The sequence below is a fragment of the Herbiconiux sp. L3-i23 genome (assembly GCF_023734115.1).
In the GTDB taxonomy this organism is placed as follows: domain Bacteria; phylum Actinomycetota; class Actinomycetes; order Actinomycetales; family Microbacteriaceae; genus Naasia.
On record NZ_AP025737.1, the window covers coordinates 1682296 to 1704220 of the forward strand.

General features: G+C 68.7%; 22 protein-coding genes and 2 tRNA genes. 6 read left to right on the forward strand and 18 right to left on the reverse strand.

All coding sequences use genetic code 11. The features are described 5' to 3' along the window. Positions 1-112: 112 nt before the first annotated feature. The 9 genes from NGH83_RS07905 to NGH83_RS07945 all read right to left on the reverse strand — a co-directional run bounded on the left by NGH83_RS07905 (position 113) and on the right by NGH83_RS07945 (position 9685). Positions 113-2371: a bifunctional (p)ppGpp synthetase/guanosine-3',5'-bis(diphosphate) 3'-pyrophosphohydrolase gene (locus NGH83_RS07905; protein WP_251855724.1), complete on the reverse strand. Its 2259-nt coding sequence runs from the start codon at positions 2369-2371 to the stop codon at positions 113-115. Between the two features lie 75 nt (positions 2372-2446). Next, positions 2447-3433 carry a protein translocase subunit SecF gene (gene secF, locus NGH83_RS07910; RefSeq protein ID WP_251855725.1) on the reverse strand — a complete coding sequence of 329 codons (987 nt, stop codon included), beginning with the start codon at positions 3431-3433 and terminating at the stop codon, positions 2447-2449. Next, positions 3433-5196, reverse strand: a complete 1764-nt coding sequence (gene secD, locus NGH83_RS07915; protein WP_251855726.1) for a protein translocase subunit SecD — start codon at positions 5194-5196, stop codon at positions 3433-3435. Before secD ends, secF begins: the two co-directional genes overlap by 1 nt. A 77-nt stretch (positions 5197-5273) precedes the next feature. Continuing rightward, a complete protein-coding gene (yajC, locus tag NGH83_RS07920; protein WP_251855727.1) occupies positions 5274-5687 on the reverse strand; it encodes a preprotein translocase subunit YajC in 414 nt (137 codons plus the stop codon). Positions 5688-5841: 154 nt separating this feature from the next. Beyond that, positions 5842-6852, reverse strand: coding sequence for a Holliday junction branch migration DNA helicase RuvB (gene ruvB, locus NGH83_RS07925; protein ID WP_251858486.1), 1011 nt, complete (start codon positions 6850-6852; stop codon positions 5842-5844). Between the two features lie 11 nt (positions 6853-6863). Then, positions 6864-7484, reverse strand: coding sequence for a Holliday junction branch migration protein RuvA (gene ruvA, locus NGH83_RS07930; RefSeq protein ID WP_251855729.1), 621 nt, complete (start codon positions 7482-7484; stop codon positions 6864-6866). Positions 7485-7562: 78 nt separating this feature from the next. Further along, a complete protein-coding gene (gene ruvC / locus NGH83_RS07935; RefSeq protein ID WP_251858487.1) occupies positions 7563-8147 on the reverse strand; it encodes a crossover junction endodeoxyribonuclease RuvC in 585 nt (194 codons plus the stop codon). Between the two features lie 12 nt (positions 8148-8159). Further along, positions 8160-8921 carry a YebC/PmpR family DNA-binding transcriptional regulator gene (locus NGH83_RS07940; protein ID WP_251855730.1) on the reverse strand — a complete coding sequence of 254 codons (762 nt, stop codon included), beginning with the start codon at positions 8919-8921 and terminating at the stop codon, positions 8160-8162. Positions 8922-8965: 44 nt separating this feature from the next. Further along, the gene (locus tag NGH83_RS07945; RefSeq protein ID WP_251855731.1) at positions 8966-9685 is read right to left on the reverse strand and encodes an AAA family ATPase; all 720 of its coding nucleotides are present in this window, start codon (positions 9683-9685) and stop codon (positions 8966-8968) included. Between the two features lie 102 nt (positions 9686-9787). Between NGH83_RS07945 and NGH83_RS07950 the strand changes: the two genes are divergently transcribed. Further along, positions 9788-10813, forward strand: a complete 1026-nt coding sequence (locus tag NGH83_RS07950) for an SDR family NAD(P)-dependent oxidoreductase (protein ID WP_251855732.1) — start codon at positions 9788-9790, stop codon at positions 10811-10813. 81 nt (positions 10814-10894) lie between these two features. After that, positions 10895-11470 (forward strand): TetR/AcrR family transcriptional regulator, encoded by a 576-nt coding sequence (locus NGH83_RS07955; protein WP_251855733.1) that lies wholly within the window; start codon positions 10895-10897, stop codon positions 11468-11470. A 20-nt stretch (positions 11471-11490) separates the two neighbouring features. Here NGH83_RS07955 and pdxT read toward each other — a convergent pair whose 3' ends face one another. From pdxT to NGH83_RS07980, 5 genes are all read right to left on the reverse strand, one after another. After that, positions 11491-12078 carry a pyridoxal 5'-phosphate synthase glutaminase subunit PdxT gene (gene pdxT / locus NGH83_RS07960; RefSeq protein ID WP_251855734.1) on the reverse strand — a complete coding sequence of 196 codons (588 nt, stop codon included), beginning with the start codon at positions 12076-12078 and terminating at the stop codon, positions 11491-11493. Then, complete coding sequence (pdxS, locus tag NGH83_RS07965) at positions 12075-12977, reverse strand: pyridoxal 5'-phosphate synthase lyase subunit PdxS (RefSeq protein WP_371872632.1); 903 nt, start codon at positions 12975-12977, stop codon at positions 12075-12077. The genes pdxT and pdxS overlap by 4 nt, the downstream gene beginning before the upstream one ends. 108 nt (positions 12978-13085) lie before the next feature. After that, positions 13086-13661, reverse strand: coding sequence for an HIT domain-containing protein (locus tag NGH83_RS07970; protein ID WP_251855736.1), 576 nt, complete (start codon positions 13659-13661; stop codon positions 13086-13088). Beyond that, positions 13658-15604 carry a threonine--tRNA ligase gene (gene thrS, locus NGH83_RS07975; protein ID WP_251858488.1) on the reverse strand — a complete coding sequence of 649 codons (1947 nt, stop codon included), beginning with the start codon at positions 15602-15604 and terminating at the stop codon, positions 13658-13660. Before thrS ends, NGH83_RS07970 begins: the two co-directional genes overlap by 4 nt. Positions 15605-15815: 211 nt before the next feature. Beyond that, the gene (locus NGH83_RS07980) at positions 15816-16112 is read right to left on the reverse strand and encodes a TM2 domain-containing protein (protein WP_251855737.1); all 297 of its coding nucleotides are present in this window, start codon (positions 16110-16112) and stop codon (positions 15816-15818) included. A gap of 305 nt (positions 16113-16417) precedes the next feature. Here NGH83_RS07980 and NGH83_RS07985 point away from each other — a divergent pair, with 305 nt between their 5' ends. Beyond that, positions 16418-16591, forward strand: coding sequence for a CsbD family protein (locus NGH83_RS07985; RefSeq protein WP_251855738.1), 174 nt, complete (start codon positions 16418-16420; stop codon positions 16589-16591). A gap of 97 nt (positions 16592-16688) precedes the next feature. On the opposite strand, the gene NGH83_RS07990 is transcribed toward NGH83_RS07985, so the two are convergent. After that, a complete protein-coding gene (locus tag NGH83_RS07990; RefSeq protein ID WP_251858489.1) occupies positions 16689-17876 on the reverse strand; it encodes an MFS transporter in 1188 nt (395 codons plus the stop codon). Between the two features lie 80 nt (positions 17877-17956). On the opposite strand from NGH83_RS07990, the gene NGH83_RS07995 reads away from it, so the two are divergent. From NGH83_RS07995 to NGH83_RS08005, 3 genes are all read left to right on the forward strand, one after another. Next, complete coding sequence (locus NGH83_RS07995; RefSeq protein WP_251855739.1) at positions 17957-18241, forward strand: hypothetical protein; 285 nt, start codon at positions 17957-17959, stop codon at positions 18239-18241. Positions 18242-18421: 180 nt separating this feature from the next. Then, a complete protein-coding gene (locus NGH83_RS08000) occupies positions 18422-20557 on the forward strand; it encodes an MFS transporter (RefSeq protein WP_371872633.1) in 2136 nt (711 codons plus the stop codon). A 115-nt stretch (positions 20558-20672) separates the two neighbouring features. Then, positions 20673-21287 carry a TetR/AcrR family transcriptional regulator gene (locus tag NGH83_RS08005; RefSeq protein ID WP_371872634.1) on the forward strand — a complete coding sequence of 205 codons (615 nt, stop codon included), beginning with the start codon at positions 20673-20675 and terminating at the stop codon, positions 21285-21287. Between the two features lie 31 nt (positions 21288-21318). Here NGH83_RS08005 and NGH83_RS08010 read toward each other — a convergent pair whose 3' ends face one another. The 3 genes from NGH83_RS08010 to NGH83_RS08020 all read right to left on the reverse strand — a co-directional run bounded on the left by NGH83_RS08010 (position 21319) and on the right by NGH83_RS08020 (position 21886). Further along, the gene (locus tag NGH83_RS08010; protein ID WP_251855740.1) at positions 21319-21609 is read right to left on the reverse strand and encodes a hypothetical protein; all 291 of its coding nucleotides are present in this window, start codon (positions 21607-21609) and stop codon (positions 21319-21321) included. A 100-nt stretch (positions 21610-21709) separates the two neighbouring features. After that, positions 21710-21784, reverse strand: a tRNA-Val gene (locus tag NGH83_RS08015). Positions 21785-21815: 31 nt separating this feature from the next. Continuing rightward, positions 21816-21886 (reverse strand) — tRNA-Cys (locus NGH83_RS08020). Positions 21887-21925: the final 39 nt, after the last annotated feature.

Consider the following 21925-nt stretch of genomic DNA (forward strand, 5'->3'; position numbering starts at 1 on the left):
CTACTCGACGACCGGGATTTCGGTCGTCGAGTAAGCGAAGCGCAACGAGTCCCCCGCGCAAGCGTGCGCGGTGGGCCCAGGCTCGAGTAGCGAGCGCAGCGCAGCGCCGTCGTCAGCCGGCGCTGACGCGGTAGACGTCGTAGACGGCGTCGATGCGGCGGACGGCGTTCAGGACGCGGTCGAGGTGGGTGGTGTCCCCCATCTCGAAGACGAACCTGCTGAGCGCCAGCCGGTCGCTCGACGTCGACACCGTCGCAGAGAGGATGTTGACGTGGTGCTCGGAGAGCACCCGCGTCACGTCGGAGAGCAGACCGGCGCGGTCGAGCGCCTCCACCTGGATCTGCACCAGGAAGATGCTCTTCGACGACGGCGCCCATTCGACGTCGATCATCCGCTCGGGCTGCTGCAGCAGCGACTGGACGTTCGTGCAGTCGGTGCGGTGGACGGAGACGCCCTGCCCGCGGGTGATGAAGCCGACGATCTCGTCGCCGGGGACGGGCGTGCAGCACTTGGCGAGCTTCACGAGGATGTCGGGCGCGCCGCGCACGAGCACCCCGGAGTCGCTGTTGCGGATCGGACGGCGCGGACGCGTGGGGAGGGCGACCTCGACCTCTTCGCTCTCCTCCTCGCCCTGCACGATGGCGAGCACCTTCTCGATGACCGACTGGGTCGAGACGTGCCCTTCGCCGAGGGCGGCGTAGAGCGCCGACACGTCGTCGTAGCGCATCTGCGCGGCGACCTCGGCGAACACGTCCTGGCTCATGAGTCGCTGCAGCGGCAGGTTCTGCTTGCGCATCGCGCGACTGATCGCGTCCTTGCCGTGCTCGATCGCCTCGTCGCGGCGCTCCTTGGTGAACCACTGGCGGATCTTGTTGCGCGCTCGCGGGCTCTTGACGAAGTTCAGCCAGTCCTGGCTGGGCCCGGAGTCGGGGTTCTTCGAGGTGAAGATCTCGACCACGTCGCCGCTCTGCAGCGCGCTCTCGAGCGGCACGAGCCGCCCGTTGACCTTCGCGCCCATTGTGCGGTGGCCGACGTCGGTGTGCACCGCGTAGGCGAAGTCGACGGGCGTCGCCCCCGAGGGCAGGCCGATGACCTTGCCCTTCGGGGTGAAGACGTAGACCTCTTTCGCGCCGATCTCGAAGCGGAGGGAGTCGAGGAACTCCCCCGGGTCGGCGGTCTCGGCCTGCCAGTCGGACAGGTGCGCGAGCCAGGCCATGTCCGTCTCGTCCTGGGCGGGCGCCACCTCGCGAGTGGCGCCGCGGCCGCCAGCCATCCGCTCCTTGTACTTCCAGTGCGCGGCGACACCGAACTCGGCGCGCTGGTGCATCTCGTGCGTGCGGATCTGGATCTCGACGGGGCGCCCGTGCGGTCCGATCACGGTGGTGTGCAGCGACTGGTAGAGATTGAACTTCGGCGTCGCGATGTAGTCCTTGAACCGGCCCGGCACCGGCGTCCACCGGGCGTGGATCGCACCGAGCACGGCGTAGCAGTCGCGCAGTGAGTCGACGAGCACACGGATGCCGACGAGGTCGTAGATCTCGTCGAAGTCGCGGCCTCGCACGATCATCTTCTGGTAGATCGAGTAGTACTGCTTCGGGCGACCGACGACCTTGCCCTTGATCTTCGCCGAACGCAGATCGTCCTTGACCGAGTCGATGACCTCCTGCACGAAGTTCTCGCGCTGCGGGGTGCGCTGACGCACCAGGCTCTCGATCTCGGCGTACAGCTTCGGGTAGAGCACCGCGAAGGACAGGTCTTCGAGCTCGAGCTTGATCGCCTGGATGCCGAGGCGATGGGCGAGGGGCGCGTAGATCTCGAGGGTCTCCTGCGCCTTCTTCGACGCACGCTGCTGCGACACGAAGCCCCAGGTGCGGGCGTTGTGCAGGCGGTCGGCGAGTTTGATGACGAGGACGCGGATGTCCTTCGACATCGCGACGACCATCTTGCGCACCGTCTCGGCCTGCGCGCTGTCGCCGTACTTCAGCTTGTCGAGCTTGGTGACGCCGTCGACGAGCATGGCGACCTCGTCGCCGAACTCGCTGTGGATCTGCTCGAGCGTGTAGCCGGTGTCCTCGACCGTGTCGTGCAGCAGCGCCGCCGCGACGGTGCGCGGGCCGATGCCGAGGTCGGCGAGGATCTGCGCGACCGCGATCGGGTGGGTGATGTACGGCTCGCCCGAGTCGCGCTTCTGCCCCCGGTGGGCACGTTCTGCGCTCGCGTACGCGCGCTCGACGATGCCGAGATCCGCCTTGGGGTGGTGGGTTCGCAGCGTCCGAAGCAGCGTGTCGACGGCGCCCTGAGGCTGCGCCCGCGAGAAGATGCGGGGCACGAGTCGGCGCAGCGACGTGCTCGTCGTCTGGACTTCACTCATCGCCGCACCTCCACGCAAGTCAACCTCGTCGCCGGTCCGTCTATTCTGCGTGTTCGCTCAGGGGCGAGCGCCGACTCAGGCGACGCTCTTCTCGCGCAGGTCGATCGCGCGCTTGCTCTCCTTCTTGATGGCGGGCTCCCGCTCACGCATCAGCGAGTAGAGGGGCGCGGCCACGAAGATGGTCGAGTAGGTGCCGAGGATCGTTCCGATCAGCAGGGCCAGCGCGATGTCGCGCAGGGTGCCCGCACCGAGCGCCAACGCGCCGATGAAGAGGATGGCGGCGACCGGAAGCACCGCGACGACCGATGTGTTGATCGAGCGGACGAGGGTCTGGTTGACCGCGAGGTTCACGGACTCGCGGAAGGTGCGCGACGACGCCGCCTCTCCGCCGGCCGTGTTCTCGCGGATCTTGTCGAACACCACGACGGTGTCGTAGAGCGAGTACCCGAGGATCGTGAGGAAGCCGATGACGGCGGCCGGAGTCACCTCGAACCCGACGATGCCGTAGACGCCCGCCGTGATGACGAGGTCGTGGATCAGCGAGACCATGGCGGCGACCGACATCTTCCAGGTGCGGAAGTAGATCGCCATGAAGACCGAGGCGAGTACCAGGAAGATCAGCAGACCGCGCACGGCCTGACCCGTGATGTCCGCACCCCACGACGGGCCGATGAACGACTCGGTGACATCGGTGAGGGGCACGTCGTAGGCGTCCGCGAGCGACTGGCGCACCTCGGAGCTCTGGGTGTCCTCGAGCTGATCGGTCTGGATGCGGATGCCGGAGTTGCCGACCACTGAGACGCGCGGGACCGCGTCGGGCACGATCTCCTCGACCGCGTCGGTCGCGATGCTCTGGTCGGTCGTGTCGACGTTCGACACCTGGAACTCGGAGCCGCCGGTGAACTCGATGCCGAAGGTGAAGCCGCCGCGCACGAACGGGAGCGCGATCGAGAGCAGGATCGCGACCGCCGAGATCGTGAACCAGAGGCGGCGACGGCCGATGAAGTCGATCGAGCGGACGCCGGTGTAGAGGTCGTTGCCGAACTGGGAGAAGCTCGCCATCAGCGCGTGCCCTTCTTCTTGCCACCGGTCGTGCCGGTGCGTGTCGTCTCGGGCACGACGCCCTCATCGGGCTGCTCGAGGACCGCGGTGGAGGTTCCTCCCGCCGCGGCACCGGCCTTGCGCTCCGCGATGGTCTGGCGGCGTGCCGCCTCTCCCCTGCTGGCCTGAGAACGCGGACCGACGGTGACCGGCTCCCGGAACCGCGCGCGTCCCCGGTACACGGCGCCGAGCGCCTTCGGGTCGAGCCCGGAGAAGCGGTGCCCCTCGCCGAAGAACTTGGTGCGGGCGAGCAGCTGCAGCATCGGATGGGTGAACAGGGCCACAACGATGAGGTCGATGATGGTCGTGATGCCGAGGGTGACCGCGAAGCCGCGGACGTTGCCGACCGCGAGGACGGTCAGCACGCCGGCGGCGAGGAAGTTGATCGCGTCGGAGGCGAGGATCGTGCGGAAGGCGCGCTTCCATCCGGCCTCGACCGCGCCGTCGAGACCGCGCCCGTCGCGCAGCTCGTCCTTGATGCGTTCGAAGTAGACGATGAACGAGTCGGCGGTGACGCCGATGGCGACGATCAGACCGGCGACACCGGCGAGCGACAGGCGGAAGTCGATGCGCCACCCGAGGATCGCGATGACCAGGTAGGTCAGCGCACCGGCGACGACCAGGGACGCGACGGTCACGAGACCGAGGGTCCGGTACTGGATGAACGAGTAGAGCACGACGAGCAGCAGACCGATGCCGCCCGCGATGAGGCCGCCGAGCAGCTGTTCGGAACCGAGCGTCGCGGAGATGGTGTCGGAGCTCTGCACCGAGAAGCTGATCGGCAGGGCGCCGTACTTCAGCTGGTCGGCGAGGGTCTCCGCGGAGTCCTGGTTGAAGGTTCCGGTGATCTGCGCGCGTCCATCGGTGATCACCGCGTTCGACGAGGGGGCCACGATGACGCGATTGTCGAGGACGACGGCGAACTGGTTGCGCGGCGACTCGAGGCCGGTGAGCCGGCTGGTCACGTCGGCGAACTGCTCGGTTCCGGTGCCGTCGAACTCGAGGTTGACCGCCCAGGTGCCGGTGCTCGCCCCGGTCTGAGTGGTGACGACGCCGGCGGTGGCGTCGCTGAGGTTCTCGCCGGTGACCTCGACCGGGCCGAGGAGGTACTTCGCGGTGCCGTCGTCGGAGCAGGTGATCAGCGGCTCGTCGGTCGGAGGGACCACGGTCTCGTCGATGTCGGCGCACTGGAACGAATCGAACTGGGTCTGCAGCGCCGGGGTGACCTGGGCGAGGTCGCTCGGGTCGGTGGGCTCCGGCGCGGGCGCCGCCTCGGTGGGCTCGGGGGTCGGCGTCGCTGCGGGGTCGTCGACGCTCGCGGTCGACGGCACGTCGGCGAGGAGCACCGGACGGAAGTCGAGCTTGGCGGACGCCTCGATACGGGCGAGCGTCTCCTCGTCGGGCTGGCCCGGGATCGAGACGACGATGTTGTTGCCGCCCTCGGTGGTGATCTCGGCCTCGGAGACCCCCGCGGCGTCGATGCGGTCGCGGATGATCGCGACCGCCTGGTCGACCTGCTCGGAGGAGACGGAGTCGTCGCCCTGCACCACCGGGGCCAAGCGGATCTGCGTGCCGCCCTCGAGGTCGAGCGCCAGCTTCGGAGTCCACTGGGCTCCGAAGAAGCCGACGCCGATCGAGAGGATGCCGATGAGCACGGCGAACAGTGCGGCGAGCCCGATGAGCGCGCGGCGGGCTCTGCGCACGGGGCTGTTCGTCTTGGCCAAGGAGGTCTGCTTTCGTGGTGGAGCGGGCAGATGCGTGTCGCCCACCGGCGGGTGGGCGACACGCGACTCGCGGAAGACTAGCTGTCGGACTTCTTTTCGTTCGGCGACTCGCCCGACGTCCCGTCGACGCGCTGGCCGTAGCGGGGCTCACCGGCCTCGAGCTCCTCGGCGCTCTCGATCTCGCCCTCTTCGATGGCCTCGGCCTCGTCGTCGCTGACGACCTCGTCGGGGGTGATGATCTTCGCGATCGTCTGACGGTGGACGGTGAGAACGGTTCCGGGGGTCGTCTCGACCTGGACCTCGTTCTCTTCCTCGTCGATCGCGACGATGGTGCCGAACAGCCCGAAGTTGGTCATGACGCGGGCGCCGACCTTCGTGCGCTCGTGCATCGCCGCCATGTCGCGCTGACGCTTGCGGCCGTTGCGGAACGTGAAGAAGATGAGAACCGCGAGGACCAAGACCATGACGATGGTCAACGGATCGATTGGCACGTGGAGAAGCCTTCCGAGAGGTTCGGTGTCCGGCCGGAGATCGGCGCGAACCGGGAGTCGGGGCAATAGCAGCCGATCCCTGTTGTCGACAAGCATCCTAGCCGTCTTGTCAGCTACGGCCTCGCTGCGGGGCCGACGGGGGCGCCTCCCGCTGCTATGAGTCCGCCCAGAGTGTGGCGCCGGCCACCGAACGTTGGATGCCGAAGTGACGGTAGGCGGCGGGCGTGGCGACGCGTCCGCGCGGTGTTCGGCCGAGCAGCCCGACTCGCACGAGGAACGGCTCGACGACCGACTCGATGGTCTCGGCCTCCTCGCCGACGGACACCGCGAGCGTGCCGAGGCCGACCGGACCGCCGTCGAAGCGTTCGAGGATGGCGAGCATCACCGCGCGGTCGAGACGGTCGAGTCCGATCGGGTCGACGTCGTAGAGCTCGAGCGCCGCATCGACCGCGTCGTGACCGGCGGCCGTGCGGTGCACCAGCGAGTAGTCGCGCACCCGCCGCAGCAGCCGATTCGCGATGCGCGGCGTGCCGCGGCTGCGTCCGGCGATCTCGCGCAGCGCCGAGCGGTCGACCTCGAGTTCGAGGAGGTCGGCCGCGCGGGCGAGGACCTGTTCGAGCTCTTCGGTCTCGTAGAACTCGAGGTGGGCGGTGAAGCCGAAGCGGTCGCGCAGCGGGTTCGGAAGCAGCCCCGAGCGGGTGGTCGCGCCCACGAGGGTGAACGGGGCGAGATCGAGCGGGATCGACGTAGCCCCCGCTCCCTTGCCGACCATGATGTCGATGCGGAAGTCCTCCATGGCGAGGTAGAGCATCTCCTCCGCCGAGCGCGCCATGCGGTGGATCTCGTCGATGAAGAGGATCTCTCCGGGGACGAGCGAGGACAGGACGGCCGCGAGGTCGCCGGCGTGCTGGATGGCGGGACCGCTCGACATGCGCAGCGGGCGTCCGCTCTCGTGCGAGACGATCATCGCGAGCGTCGTCTTGCCGAGCCCCGGCGGACCGGCGAGGAGGATGTGGTCGGGCGCGCGGTTCTGCAGTGCGGCGGCCTGGAGGAGCAGTTGGAGCTGACCCCTCACCTTGGCCTGCCCGACGAAATCGCCGAGCGACTTCGGGCGGAGGGCGCCTTCGAAGGCGAGTTCGGCCTCGGATTCGGGCGCGGGAGTCATCGCCGGATCGGTCACGAGCGGGTTCCGGCGGGAAGGCGCGGGCCGAGCTGGGCGAGCGCCGCACGCAGCAGCACCTGGGTGTTGCGCTCCTCCGGCTGCTCGGCGAGGACGTCTTCGACCGTCTGCTGCGCGGTCTTCTCGGGCCAGCCGAGCCCGACGAGGGCGACGACGACGTCGTCGCCCGCACGGACGACCGTCGCGGGCGCGGGGGTCGTTCCCGCGGTCGCGGCCGGGGCGACCAGCTTGCCGGCGAGGGAGACGACGATGAGCTTCGCCGTCTTGGGCCCGATACCGGAGACCTTGCGGAACGCCGCATCGTCCTCGGCGCTGACGGCGAAGGCCACCTGCGAGGGCGTCATCGCGGAGAGCACCCCGAGCGCGGACTTGGGGCCGACGCCGGTGACCCCGCGCAGCAGGTCGAAGACGCGCAGCTCGTCGAGGCTCTGGAAGCCGAACAGCGAGAGGTCGTCCTCGCGGACGATGAGGGCCGTGTGCACCAGCAGCTCTCCGCCGACGTGCAGGGCGAGCGAGTGCTGCGGGGTGATGGCGACCGAGTATCCGATGCCCCCGACTTCGACGACAGCGTTGCTGCCGCCGAGAGCGAGCACGGTTCCGCGCAACGACGAGATCATGCCGTCACGCTATGCCGCGCCTCCGACGCCGACGGGCAATCGACGCGGCGAGTCGAATACACGTTCGACTCGTCCGACTCAGCCGCGGGAGGCCCGCTCGGCGTCGCGCCACACCTTCTGCGCCGGGGTCAGTCCCCCTGGACCGGCGGGAGCCGACGACGGGACGCGCGACATCGCTGCCGCCGTCGCCACCGGTCCCCGCCACCCGTGGCAGATCGCGAGCGCCAACGCGTCGGCCGCGTCGGCGGGACTCGGCGGCGCGTCGAGTCCGAGAACCCGCGCGACCATGGTGGCCACCTGTTTCTTGTCGGCTGACCCGTATCCGGTCACCGCCGCCTTGACCTCGCTGGGCGTGTGCAGCGTGACCGTGAGGCCTCGGGCGGCCGCGAGATGCATGACGACACCGCTCGCCTGAGCGGTGCCCATCACGGTGCGGAGGTTGTGCTGGGCGAACACGCGCTCGAGCGCGACGACATCGGGCCGATGCTCATCGAGCACCGCCTCGACGCCGAGGGCGATCAGGTGCACGCGTCGCTCGACGGGGAGGTCGGGGTCGCTGCGCACCACACCGACGTCGACGAGACGGGCCTTCCGGTTCGCCTCGACCTCGATGACCCCGAAGCCGCAGCGCGTGAGCCCGGGATCGATCCCGAGCACGCGCAGGGTCACGAGCGGTCAGTCCTCGTTCTCGAGCTGCGCCATCACGTCGGCCGGAACGTCGATGTTGGCGAAGACGTTCTGCACGTCGTCGCTGTCCTCGAGCGCGTCGATCAGGCGGAACACCTTACGCGCGGTCTCGGCGTCGGCGGTCACCGTGATGCCCGGGACGAACTCGGCCTCGGCCGAGTCGTAGTCGATGCCGGCCTCCTGCAGCGCGGTGCGCGCGGCGACGAGGTCGCTCGGCTCGGTGACGATCTCGAAGCCCTCACCGCGGTCGTTGACATCCTCCACGCCGGCGTCGAGCACGGCGGAGAGCACGTCGTCCTCGGTGAGCCCGTCGGTCTTCGTCACCGCGATGACGCCCTTGCGACTGAAGTTGTACGCGACGCTGCCGGGGTCGGCCATCTGGCCGCCGTTGCGGGTCATCGCGGTACGCACCTCGGCCGCCGCACGGTTGCGGTTGTCGGTGAGGCACTCGATCAGCAGCGCGACGCCGCCGGCGGCGTAGCCCTCGTACATGATCGTCTGGTAGTCGATGGTCTCGCCGGTGAGCCCTGCGCCGCGCTTGATGGCGCGGTCGATGTTGTCGTTGGGGACGGAAGTCTTCTTCGCCTTCTGCACCGCGTCGACGAGCGTCGGGTTGCCCGACAGGTCAGCGCCGCCGATCTTCGCGGCGACCTCGATGTTCTTGATCAGCTTCGCGAACGACTTCGCGCGACGGCTGTCGATGACGGCCTTCTTGTGCTTGGTCGTCGCCCACTTGGAATGTCCGGACACGTCTCTCCTCGATTGACCCGTCCATTGTAGAGCGGCGGGTGCGTTCAGTCGCGCAGGTGCCGCAGGAAGCGCTCGGGGGAATCGAGGAACGAACGCCAGGTGCGCACGAGCTCGAGGTCCTCCCATGCGCTCTCCCGGATGCCCCACTCCCCCAGCTCGAGGATCGTCGCGCCGTCCATCGCCGCCAGCATCGGCGAGTGGGTCGACATGATCACCTGCGAGCCCTCATCGGCGATGAGCCGATTGAGGCTCATCAGCAGCGACATCGTGCTCGACGCCGACAGGGCCGCCTCGGGCTCGTCGAGCAGCCAGAGCCCGCGGTCGGTGAAACGGGTGTTCACCAGTTCGAGGAAGGACTCGCCATGCGAGAGCGAGTGCAGTCCAGCGTCGCCATGAATGCCGTCGAGGTAGGTGTAGAGCCCGTGCATGGTCTCGGCTCGCAGGAAGAACCCGCGCTTCGCTCCCCCGGCACCGCGCACAAGCCGCAGCGAATCGAACAGAGCCGACTCGGTGGCCTTGGTCTGGAATCGGGCCCACGACGAACCGCCCTCGCCCGACAGCCCGAACGCCATCGCGATCGCTTCGACGATGGTGGACTTGCCCGCGCCGTTCTCGCCGACGAGCACGGTGACCGGCCCCAGCTCGATCCCGTCGTCGAGGAGCTGGCGGACCGCCGGCACGGTCGCCGGCCATTCATCCCGCGGCATCGGCCTCACGGCGTGCTCTTCGACCCGTCGAAGCGGCATCGGCGCGAAAAAGGTCACACGGCAACGCTATCCACCTGTGCCGAAACCGGTATGGGCGTACAGTGGCAGAAGCGAGACAGATTGTCTCGTTTTATCGACGACGAGAAGAAGAGTGAGCTCATGGCACCTCGATCCGGCCCGCTGACGGGCACGACCTCCATCGGAGATTGGCTCGACGACCCCGAAGGCGGTGCGCTCATCCGAGCGGTGCTCGGTCAGGGCGGCGCGTTCGACGCCGAGCAGCTCACGCCGGTGCGCAGCCTGCCTCTGCAGCAGCTCGTCGCGCTGAGTCAGGGTCAGCTGCCGCAGGAGCTGGTCGACTCCCTGGTGCTCCAGGCGAACGGCGGCGTCGCGCCGGTCGAGGGCGACGCTCCCGATGGGCAGTGGCGCGAGAAGGTCACCGAGGGTCGGTTCACCGGACAGACCGTCGTCGTGACGGGCGCCGCGTCCGGGATCGGCCGCGCCACGGCGTCGCGCATCGTCCGCGAAGGCGGCCGCGTCATCGCGGTCGACATCACGACCGACCGGCTGCAGGGACTCGTCGACGAGTTCTCCGAAGCGGACGTCGTCGCCGTCGCCGGCGACATTACGAAGCAGGAGGACATCGACGCGATCGTCGCCGCCGCCGACGGCCGGATCGATGCTCTCGCGAACGTCGCCGGCATCAACGACGACTTCTCACCGCTGCACGAGACGACCGACGCGGTCTGGGATCGCGTGATCGGCGTCAACCTCACCGGCGGGTTCAAGCTGACCCGCGCCGTCCTCCCGCTGATGCTCGAGGCCGGTCGCGGATCGATCGTGAACGTCGCCTCCGAGGCGGGCTTGCGCGGCAACGCCTCCGGCAACGCGTACACGGTGTCGAAGCACGGCGTCGTCGGTCTCACGAAGTCCGCCGCGTTCATGTACGCCAAGCAGGGCATCCGGGTGAACGCGGTCGCTCCGGGCGGCGTCGCGACGGGCATCCCGTTCCCCCCGAACGTCTCCGAGGTCGGTTCGGCCCGTCTGCAGCCGTTCCAGGCGACGATCCCGAGCATCGCGACCGCTGAGCAGCTCGCCGCGTCGATCACCTTCCTGCTGAGCGACGACGCGGTCAACATCAACGGCGCGATCCTGGCCTCCGACGGCGGCTGGTCCGTCCAGTAGTGACGAAGGGCGGACGCGTCCGCGCGACGCGTCCGCCCCCTCGCGCACGAGCGGAGGCGATGCATGCAGCACGATGGCCCTATGGATTCCCCGCGCCCCGGCCGCGTGCGCAGCGAAGCGGCGCGGCTCGCGATCCTCGCCGCGACCCGCGATGAACTCGCGCAGGTCGGCTACGACAAGCTGTCGCTCGACCGCATCGCCGCCGCGGCGGGCGTCGGCAAGGCGACGATCTACCGTTGGTACCCCTCGAAGAGCGCGCTCGTGGCCGAGGGGGTGCTCGAGGGCCACCTGTTCCCGGTGACGCCCACACCCCGCACGGATGATGTCCGAGCCGACATCCGGGGCTGGCTGGGGGCGCTCGGCGATCTCGCGCCGACCTCCGAGGCGGCGGCGCTCATCCGGGCGACCGCTGCGGCGACAGCGGAGGACGAGACGGTCGCCGCACGATACGACGAGCAGGTCACCGCCCTGGTGCGCGGAGCGCTCGGCGAACGCGTCCGCGACGCCGTCGCGGAGGGCCAGATCCGCCCCGACGCCCCTGTCGACGTCGTCGTCGACGTACTCATCAGCATCGTCCTCTTCCGAGTGCTGACGAGGCAGGAGCTCGGCGCCGGTTTCATCGACGATTTGATCGGGCTGGTCCTGCCGCACCCGTGATGTCCGGGCGCCGGCCGGACTCAGCCGAGTTTGCTCAGGAAGTACTCGTGGAAACGGGTGTCGCCCGTGATCTCCGGATGGAAGCTCGTGCCGAGCAGCGAGCCCTGCTCCACGGCGACGACACGACCGTCGTCGAGCGTCGACAGCGCCCTCGCCCGCTCGCCGACGCTCTCGACGATGGGCGCGCGGATGAAGACGGCGTGCACGGGCGCCTCTCCGAGCTCCGGGATGGGCAGATCGGTCTCGAACGAGTCGAGCTGGTTGCCGAACGCGTTGCGGCGCACCGCGACGTCGAGCCCGCCGAGGCTCTGCTGCCCCGCGATCGCGTCGAGCACCGTGTCGGCGAGCATGATCAGCCCGGCGCAGGTGCCGTAGACGGGCAGTCCGTCGGCGATCGCCGCCTTGAGCGGCTCGGCGAGACCGAACGTGCGCGAGAGCTTGTCCATCACGCTCGACTCGCCACCGGGGATGACGAGACCGTCGATCTCGCCCAGCTCGCTCTCACGGCGCACCGGGACCGCGTCGGCTCCGAGCCCGTTCAGGACCGCGATGTGCTCACGGAAGTCGCCTTGGAGGGCGAGGACCCCGACGCGCCTGGCGGTCGTCACCAGCCGCGCGAGGCGAGACGGTGGGGCGCGGGCACGTCGGCGACGTTGATGCCGACCATCGCCTCGCCGAGCCCGCGGGACGCCTCGGTGATCACGGCCGGGTCGTCGTGGAAGGTGGTGGCCTTCACGATGGCCGCGGCGCGCTTGGCCGGGTCGCCCGACTTGAAAATGCCCGAGCCGACGAAGACGCCGTCGGCGCCGAGCTGCATCATCATGGCCGCGTCGGCCGGGGTCGCGACGCCGCCCGCGGTGAACAGTACGACGGGCAGCTTGCCGGTCTCGGCGATCTCGACGACGAGGTCGTACGGCGCCTGCAGTTCCTTGGCGGCGACGTAGAGCTCGTCCTTCGTCATCGACTTCAAGGTGTTGATCTCGGAGGTGATCTTGCGGATGTGCTTGGTCGCCTCGGAGACGTCGCCGGTGCCGGCCTCGCCCTTCGAGCGGATCATCGCGGCACCCTCGTTGATGCGGCGCAGCGCCTCACCGAGGTTCGTCGCACCGCAGACGAAGGGGACGGTGAACTTCCACTTGTCGATGTGGTTCACGTAGTCGGCGGGCGAGAGCACCTCGGACTCGTCGATGTAGTCGACGCCGAGGTGCTCGAGCACCTGCGCCTCGACGAAGTGGCCGATGCGCGCCTTCGCCATGACGGGGATCGACACGGCCGCGACGATCTCGTCGATCAGGTGCGGGTCGCTCATGCGGGCGACGCCGCCCTGGGCGCGGATATCGGCAGGGACGCGCTCGAGCGCCATGACGGCGACGGCGCCGGCCTCTTCGGCGATGCGCGCCTGGTCGGCGGTGACGACGTCCATGATGACGCCGCCCTTCAGCATCTCGGCGAGGCCGCGCTTGACCCGGCTGGTGCCGGCGACTCCGTTGTTGCTGCTGTCGCTCACTGTCCCACTGCCCATCTGTTCTTCTCGGCCTCCCGGCAGGAGGCCCGTCCGCTGTTCGCTGCCCGACCGGCGCGAAAGTCCGTTGCGCGTTTCGCGCAGTCCCCGATTCTACGCCTCGCGCGGGGTGGGCCACGCGTCGGCGAGCGAGCGCCTGACGTCGCCGAGCAGCTGGGGCAGCGCCTTCGTCTGCGCGATGATCGGGAAGAAGTTGGCGTCGGTCGCCCATCGCGGCACGACGTGCTGGTGCAGATGCTCCGCGATCCCGGCGCCCGCGACGCGTCCCTGGTTCATGCCGATGTTGAACCCGTCGTTGCGGGAGACCTCCCTGATGACCCGCATCGAGGTCTGCGTGAGGCGCCCGATCTCGTCGATCTCGGCCTCGGTCGCGTCGTCATAGAGCGCAACATGGCGGTACGGGCACACCAGGAGGTGGCCCGAGTTGTAGGGGAACAGGTTCAGCAGCACGAAGGCGTGCGCGCCGCGCGCGACGATCAGGGCGTCCTCGTCAGACAGGGTCGGCGCGATGCAGAACGGGCACTCCTCCTTCGGCGGTTGCCCGCCGCTCTTGATGTACGCCATCCGGTGCGGGGTCCAGAGCCGCTGGAACGCATCGGGCACGGCGGCGAACGAGTCGGCGGGGCGCGCGTCGACGCCCTCGGAACCGGCGGGGAGCCCGTCGGTCATGCCAGGTCGTCCGCCGTGTTCACCAGCAGGTGCTCGTCGATCGACCGACGGATGAGGGCGATCGCCTCGTCGACGGGCACACCGTTGCGCTGGGAACCGTCGCGGAAGCGGAAGCTGACCGCGCCCGCGGCTCGATCCTCATCGCCCGCGATGAGCTGGAACGGCACCTTGGCCTTGGTGTGGGTGCGGATCTTCTTCTGCATCCGGTCGTCGGAGTCGTCGAGCTCCGCGCGCACGCCCGCCTTCTTCAGTGTGGCGACGACTCCGGCGAGGTAGTCGGCGTACTCCTCGGCGACCGGGATGGCGACGACCTGCGAGGGCGACAGCCACACCGGGAACGCGCCGGCGTAGTGCTCGAGCAGCACGCCGAAGAAGCGCTCCACCGATCCGAAGAGGGCGCGGTGGATCATCACGGGACGCTGGCGGCTGCCGTCGGGCGCCGTGTACTCGAGACCGAAGCGCTCAGGCAGGTTGAAGTCGAGCTGCACGGTGGACATCTGCCAGGTGCGGCCGATCGCGTCGCGCGCCTGCACCGAGATCTTGGGTCCGTAGAACGCCGCGCCGCCCGGGTCGGGAACGAGCTCGAGTCCGGATGCGGCGGCGACCTCGGCGAGGGTGGCGGTGGCCTGCTCCCACACCTCGTCGCCGCCGACGTACTTCTCGGGGTCCTTCGTCGAGAGCTCGAGGTAGAAGTCGGTGAGGCCGTAGTCACGCAAGAGCGAGAGCACGAAGTTCAACGTGCCGGTCAGCTCCTCCTTCATCTTCTCCTGGGAGGTGAAGATGTGGGCGTCGTCCTGCGTCATGCCGCGCACACGGGTGAGGCCGTGGATGACACCCGACTTCTCGTAGCGGTAGACCGACCCGAACTCGAAGGTGCGCATCGGCAGTTCCCGGTAGCTGCGTGCCCGCGACCGGTAGATGAGGATGTGCATCGGGCAGTTCATGGGCTTCAGGTAGTAGTCCGCGCCCTGTCGCGTGATGTTGCCCGCCTCGTCGTGCGCCTCGTCGAGGTGCATCGCGGGGAACATGCCATCGGCGTACCAGTCGAGATGCCCCGAGATCTCGTACAGCGTGCCCTTGGTGATGTGCGGGGTCCAGACGAAGTCGTACCCCTCCTCCTCATGCCGGCGACGGGAGTGGTCCTCCATCTCCTTGCGGATGATGCCGCCGTTCGGATGGAACACCGCGAGGCCGGAGCCGATCTCGTCGGGGAAGGAGAACAGGTCCATTTCGGAGCCGAGCTTGCGGTGGTCGCGCTTCGCGGCCTCGTCGAGTCGGGCCTGGTACGCACGGAGGTCGTCCTTGCTCGCCCACGCCGTGCCGTAGATGCGCTGCAGCTGCTTGTTCTTCTCGCTGCCACGCCAGTATGCGGCGGCGACGCGGGACAGAGCCCAGCCGTTCTGGATCAGACGGGTGCTCGGCAGGTGGGGTCCGCGGCAGAGGTCCCGCCAGATCACATCGCCCGACTTGGGGTCGACGTTCTCGTAGACGGTCAGCTCTCCCCCGCCGACCTCGACCGATTCGCCGCTGTCTCCGTCGACACTGTCTTCTTCGACGCTGTCGGCAGCACCCTTGAGGCCGATCAGCTCGAGCTTGTACGGCTCACCGGCGAAGAGTTCGCGCGCCTCGGCCTCGCTGACGACACGGCGTTCGAAACGCTGGCCGGCGCGCTGGATGCGCTCCATCTCCTTCGAGAACGCCTTCAGGTCCTCGGGAGTGAAGGGCTCCTCGACGTCGAAGTCGAAGTAGAAGCCGTCCGTGACGGGCGGCCCGATGCCGAGTCTGGCCTCGGGGTTGATCGACTGCACAGCCTGGGCGAGCACGTGCGCGGTCGAGTGGCGCAGGATGTAGAGCCCGTCGGGCGACTCGATGGTGACGGGCGTGACTTCGTCGCCCTCGGCGACCTCGCGCGCGAGGTCGAGCAGCGCGCCGCCGATGCGCATCGCCACGACGGAACGGTCGCCGGCGAACAACTCCGCGCCCGTTGTCGCCTCACTCGCGATCACCGTTGCTGCGGGCGTGAGTGGTGCGTTCTCGGACACGGCGGTAGGGATCCTCTCGAGCGGCGGTCTGCAAGCAACTGTAGCCGCGCGCGAGGGATCGCCCGGTGCCGTCGGACCGCCGGGCGGCGGACGACGCGTCAGCCGGAAGGATTCAGCGCACCCCGATGGCGTGACGGTTGTTGATGTCGCGCACCTGCCAGCGCAGCGAGATCAGGTCGACGATCGTGCCGATGCCGAAGACCCCGAAGGTGAGCAGGTACACGACGGCGCGGACCGGACGTCCGAGGTAGAAGTGCTGGATGCCGAACAGCCCGATGAGGCCGAGCAGCATGAACGCGTACGCGCTCGAGAGGGACTTGGCGGGCAACCAGGCGTCGAACGGGTGGTCGCCCTGATGCGGATAAAAGCGTTCTAATGCGGGCGCGAAGGCCTCAGCCGTTTGGGTCACGGGTGTTCCTTTCGGGTTTCGCCGGACACGATAAGAGCTGCGATCAGGCGAAAAGACTTCCCACTTCGGGTGGCAGTCCTCCATTATGAGGACAGGATCTGCAAAACGCCTAATAGACCAGCCCTTCCTGTTTCGCGGTCGCGCGTGGCGCGCGCTCAGGAGAATCATTACTCCCTGGTCAATACCAGCTTTCGGGGGCGCGCTCGGAACGGGGCGTCGCTCAAGGCCTGCTCAGCGTCTTTCCACTCAGCTTCCAGCGAGTGTCGTAAAGCTAAGACCATTCGACAACGGAAGTGAGGTTTGCGATGGGCATCGGAGACAAGATCGAGAACGCCGCCGAGAAGCTGACCGGCCAGGCGAAGGAGAAGGTCGGCGAGCACCGCGGCGATGAGGACCTCGCCGCCGAGGGCCGCACCGACCAGGGCAAGGCCGACCTCAAGCAGGCGGGCGAGAAGATCAAGGACGCCTTCAAGAACTGATCACCTGAGTGATCGAAGGGGAGGCCGCGGAAGCGGCCTCCCCTTCTGCATGCCCGGTTCGGGCAGCGCCGCCGCCTCCATCCGGTCGAGAATCGATTCAGTCGAGGATCGGCGGCGCCTGCCGCGGGTAGAGGATCAGGATGCCGGCGGAGACGACCCACGCCGCACCGACGAGAGCGATCAGGAGAGCGGCCGAGATCCCAGCGCTCAGTCCGGCGATCGCCGCGCCGACGGCTCCGGCCGTCGCCCGGAGTCCGGCACCGACCGTGAACACCTGAGACCTGACCGCTGCGGCACTCTGCTGCTTGCGCAGCAGCAGCATCGCCGCGGTCGCCGGAGCGGAGGCGAAACCGGCGGCCGCGGCGGCGGCGAGAGTGAGCACCGTCCCCGGGTGCAATGCCAGGACGAGCGTGAACACTCCGGTGGCGAGGAACCCGCCCAGCATCACCGAGATGGGCGCGAACCGGGTCGAGCTGGTCGCGGTGGCCGCGATCGATCCGACGAGAGCGCCGATGGAGAAGGCGGTCACGATCCACGTCCCCTCCCCCGGGTCGGCACCGCTCTGCAACGCCAGCGCGATCGCCGCGACGGGAAGCGCCCCCTGACCCAACTGGGTGAGAGTGCCCGACCACGTGATGACCGCGAGCGGACGGTGACGCACGAGGTAGGCGAGGCCGCGGCCGATCTCGCCAGCGAGCCCGGCCGGATGTTCGGAACGGGACCGGGCGGTCAGATGCACGGCGAAGGCCGCGACCGCACTGATCGCCGCGGCCACTGCGAGGGCGATCATCGCGACTCGCGCATCCGCGACGGCGATGAGGAGGGAGGCGAGTGCGGGCCCGCCGACCCCTGCCACGTTGTACGACAGGGCGTCCAACGCGTAGGCCCGTCTCTCGTCCTCGACGATCTCGCCGACCACGCTCGACAACCCGCCCATGAAGAACGGGGTGAAGCACCCCGCAGCGATCAGCGCGACCGCAGCGAGCACGACGGGGACGACGCCGATCAGTGCGGTCACGGCGAACGCGGCGGCGGTGACGAGCGCAGAGGCGAGGATCAGGCGTCGGGGACGTCGTGCGCGGTCGAGAGCGGCGCCGGCGAGCGGGGCGACGATGATCGACGGCGCGAGCGAGGCCGCGACGAGCAGCCCGCCGGGCGCGATGCTGCCGAGCTGCTGCACCGCCAGGACCGGGAGCGCGACGGTGATGCCGGAGCTCGCGAGCCGGACGGGGATCGACGCGGCGAGGTAGGAGGACGCCCCTCGACCGGTGCGGGAGGCGTTCATCACCCACTGACGATAGCTCCGCCGATATCCGCCACCCATCACCGGCGCGTCATTCGAACGTTTGTTCTAATGTCGCATCCATGGCGAGAGGTGCGTGGCCCGAGCGGTCGTGGCATCCCCTGCTCGCCGCGGTGGAACCGTCGGCGGGCAGCTGGGAGATGCGCGACGAACGGGGCCGGGTGTACGGCATCATCCGCATCGTCCGCATCGGCGACGAAGTCGGGTACAAGGCCGAGTACGTCGACCGTGACGGCATCCGGATCCTCGTCGGATACCGCACGAACCTCGCGGCCGCCTGCCTGCACGTGCATTGGCGCTTCATCGCCGACCACGCCCCGCGAGGCGGGGTGAACGGCCGCCGCTGACGTCGGAGTCGGCGATTCGCAGTCAGCGAAACACCCCCGCCTGCACTCGTCGCAAACTTGCAGCGCGTGTAACATTGCACGGTAAGCAAGGTGCTCCCGCCGATGTCGGCTCTCCGGCGAAGCCGGACGCCCTCAGACTTCGGCGCCTGCGACCTCCACTTCTTCTCACAAGGGAAACGCATGGCTACAGACGCTCCGACCAGGGAGCACGGCGGCACGGCAGCGTCCGCCGGTTCGACCCCGGTGATGACCCACCGTCAGATCCTCCTCGTCATCTACGGCCTCATGGCCGCGATGTTCCTCTCCGCCCTCGGGCAGACGGTCTTCGGCACCGCGATTCGAACGATCGGCGACGACCTGCACGGACTCGACCAGCAGGCGTGGGTGACGACGGCCTTCCTCATCACCTCCACGATCACGACGCCGATCTACGGCAAGCTGTCCGACATCTTCGGCCGCCGGCCGCTCTTCATCGTCGGCATCTCGATCTTCATCGTCGGTTCGGTCCTGTCCGCGTTCTCGACCTCGATGCTGATGCTGGCCGCGTTCCGCGCCTTCCAGGGCATCGGCGCCGGTGCGCTCATGTCGTTGCCGCTCGCGATCATGGGCGACATGCTCGCCCCGCGTGAGCGCGCCAAGTACCAGGGTTACTTCCTCGCCGTGTTCGGCATCTCCTCCGTCATCGGCCCCCTGGTCGGCGGCCTGTTCGCCGGTACCGACGAGATCCTCTTCATCGACGGATGGCGCTGGGTGCTGCTGATCAATTTGCCCCTCGGCCTCATCGCACTCGCCATGGTGATGGCCTTCCTGCACCTGCCGAAGTTCGGCGACCGCCGGTCGACGCGCATCGACTGGTGGGGAGCCACCGCCGTCATCGTCACGCTCGTTCCGCTGCTGCTCGTCGCCGAGCAGGGACGCGAATGGGGCTGGGGATCACCGATCGCGATCGCCTGCTACGCGCTGGGGGTCATCGGACTGGTCGCCTTCCTCATCATCGAGACCCGTCTCGGTGACGACGCGATCATCCCGATCAAGCTGTTCAAGTCGGGCGTGTTCTCGATGGCGACCGTGCTGTCGTTCCTCGTCGGCTTCGCGATGTTCGGCGCGATGCTCACCATCCCGCTCTACCTCCAGATCGTGATCGGCCTGACGCCGACCGAAGCCGGTTTCGCGACCCTGCCCCTCGTGCTCGGTCTCATGATCGCGTCGATCGCATCCGGCCAGATCGTCGCGAGGACCGGCAAGTACCGCATCTTCCCGGTCACCGGCACCGCATTCACCGCGGTCGGCTTCTTCCTGCTGACCTTCATGTCGATCGACACCCCGCTGTGGTTCCTGTTCCTCGGCATGTTCCTCATCGGTTTCGGCCTCGGACAGCTGATGCAGACCCTGACCCTCGCCAGCCAGAGCGCCGTCGAGGCCCGCGACATGGGTGTGGCGACGAGTGCCGCCACGTTCTTCCGTCAGATCGGTGGAACCCTCGGCACCGCCGTACTCCTCTCCGTCCTGTTCTCGCTCGTCCCGGGCAGCATCAGCACGTCGATGCAGAACGAGGACGACCTGACCGCCGCTCTCGACGCCGCACTCACCCCTGAGGTGGCCTCCGCCCCGGCGAACGCGGGCATCATGGAGCAGATCTGGACGCCGATCACCGAGCCGGTGACCGCGAACGTCCAGTCGGCCCTCGACGAGGGAACCGCCGCGGCGACGCAGGCGGCCGACGCCGCCGTGACCGAGCAGGTGACCGCGGCCGTGCAGCAGCAGGTCGACGCGGGCGTCATCCCCGCCGCCGCAGCCCAGCAGGTCATCGACCAGCAGGTGGCCGCCGCGACCCCCGCCGCGGAGGAGCAGGCGCTCACCGCCGCGGCCGAGCAGGCGAACGCCACGGTGGTCGACGGGCGTCTCGCCATCGACTACAGCGACGAGGCGCAGCGCGAAGCGATCGTCGCCCAGGTGGTGCCGACCATCGTCGATCAGCTCAAGGAGGGCGGCGACTCGTCCGAGACGAACGCCTCGGTGAGCGACACGTCCTTCCTGAACGGTGCCGACAGCCGTCTCACCCGTCCGTTCCTGTCGGGCTTCAACGCCTCGACCCTGGCGATCTTCTGGATCGGTCTCGGCGTGGTGCTGCTCGCCTTCGTGCTGACGCTGTTCTTCAAGACGCCGCCGCTGCGTCAGAAGTCGGCTCTGCAGGAGCAGGCGGACAAGGCCGGCGGCATCGCCGACCTCGAGGCGGAGGCCGTCGCCGCCGCCAACATGACGGGCGCGCTCATCGAGCCCAACACCAGCACCGGTTCGGTTCCCGTCCGCCGGTGACCGCGAACGGCCGGGCGTCTCGTCCGACGCCCGGCCGTTTCGGCCGCAGTTCTTCCGCCACAGTTCTTCCACCACAGTTCTTCGGCCACAGTTCGTCCACCACAATGGAGTCCTCGTGAGTATCAGCGAATCCGATCCCGCTCTCACCACCGGTCCGATCACCACCGGCGGCGCGACGGGCCTGCGCGAGCGTAAGAAGCAGCTCACCTGGCAGGCGATCCATGAAGCCGCCCTTCGTCTCGTCGCCGAGCAGGGTCTCGACGGAGTCACGGTCGAGGCGATCTGCGCCGAGGCGGATGTCTCCCCTCGCACGTTCTTCAACTACTTCTCCTCGAAGGCCGCCGCAGCCCTCGGGCTGCCGCCGACTGCAGTGGGAGACGAGGCGCGCGAGGAGTTCCGGACCACCTCGAAGCCGCTGATCGACGCGGTCTGCGATCTCGTCGCCGCGACGGCCCGCATGGTGAGTGACCGCGAGACCCGAAGAGGGCTGATCCGCCGCGAGCCCGAACTGATGGGCGTTCTGCTGCGCTGGATGGCCGGCCTTCGACATGATCTCGTGGAGGTCGTGTCGGAACGCTACGACGAGGTCACCGCTGGCCGGGCCGTCACCCTGGTGATGGGCGCGCTGATCGACTCGATCCGCGACCGCCGCAGCAGCACCGTCCCCGAGCTCGCCGCACGCCTCCGAGAGTCGATCACCGCCATGGTCGCCCTCGTCGACCACCCCTGAACTCGTCTGGTCCGTCGGTCTCCCGCGGAGCTCAGCGCGGAGGTCGATTACGCCCACGGTCGGTGAGCACGAGCCAGGTCCCGGCGACGGAGACCGCGAGTGCCACCGCCGCGGACATCGCCGCGACGATCGGGCCTCCCTCGTCTCCGGCGAGTCCGGCGAGGACCGCTCCGGCGAGCAGCAGCACGAACGCCGCGCAGACGATGGCGGCGACTCTTCCGCGCCGGGCCCGAACCCCGAGTCGCGACGTGGGCGTGCTGATCACAGCGACGAGCACCACCACGGCGATCCCGCCGAACAGGACGAAGAGGGCCGACCCCATCTCGCGAGCGTAACTGCTCGCGGAGCCATCGAGTCGGTCTGTCACATCGCCGCGCAAGGCGGGCCGAAACGAGAAAAGGCCCGCCGAGGCGGGCCTTTCGTGGTGGGCGATACTGGGATCGAACCAGTGACCTCTTCCGTGTCAGGGAAGCGCGCTACCGCTGCGCCAATCGCCCGCTGCTCATACGAGATGAGAGGCGGTGAGTGAGGTGGCGACGGGATTCGAACCCGTGTGGACGGCTTTGCAGGCCGCTGCCTAGCCTCTCGGCCACGCCACCATGTGTGGTTCCCCACGTGGATTCCCGTGAGACTTCACT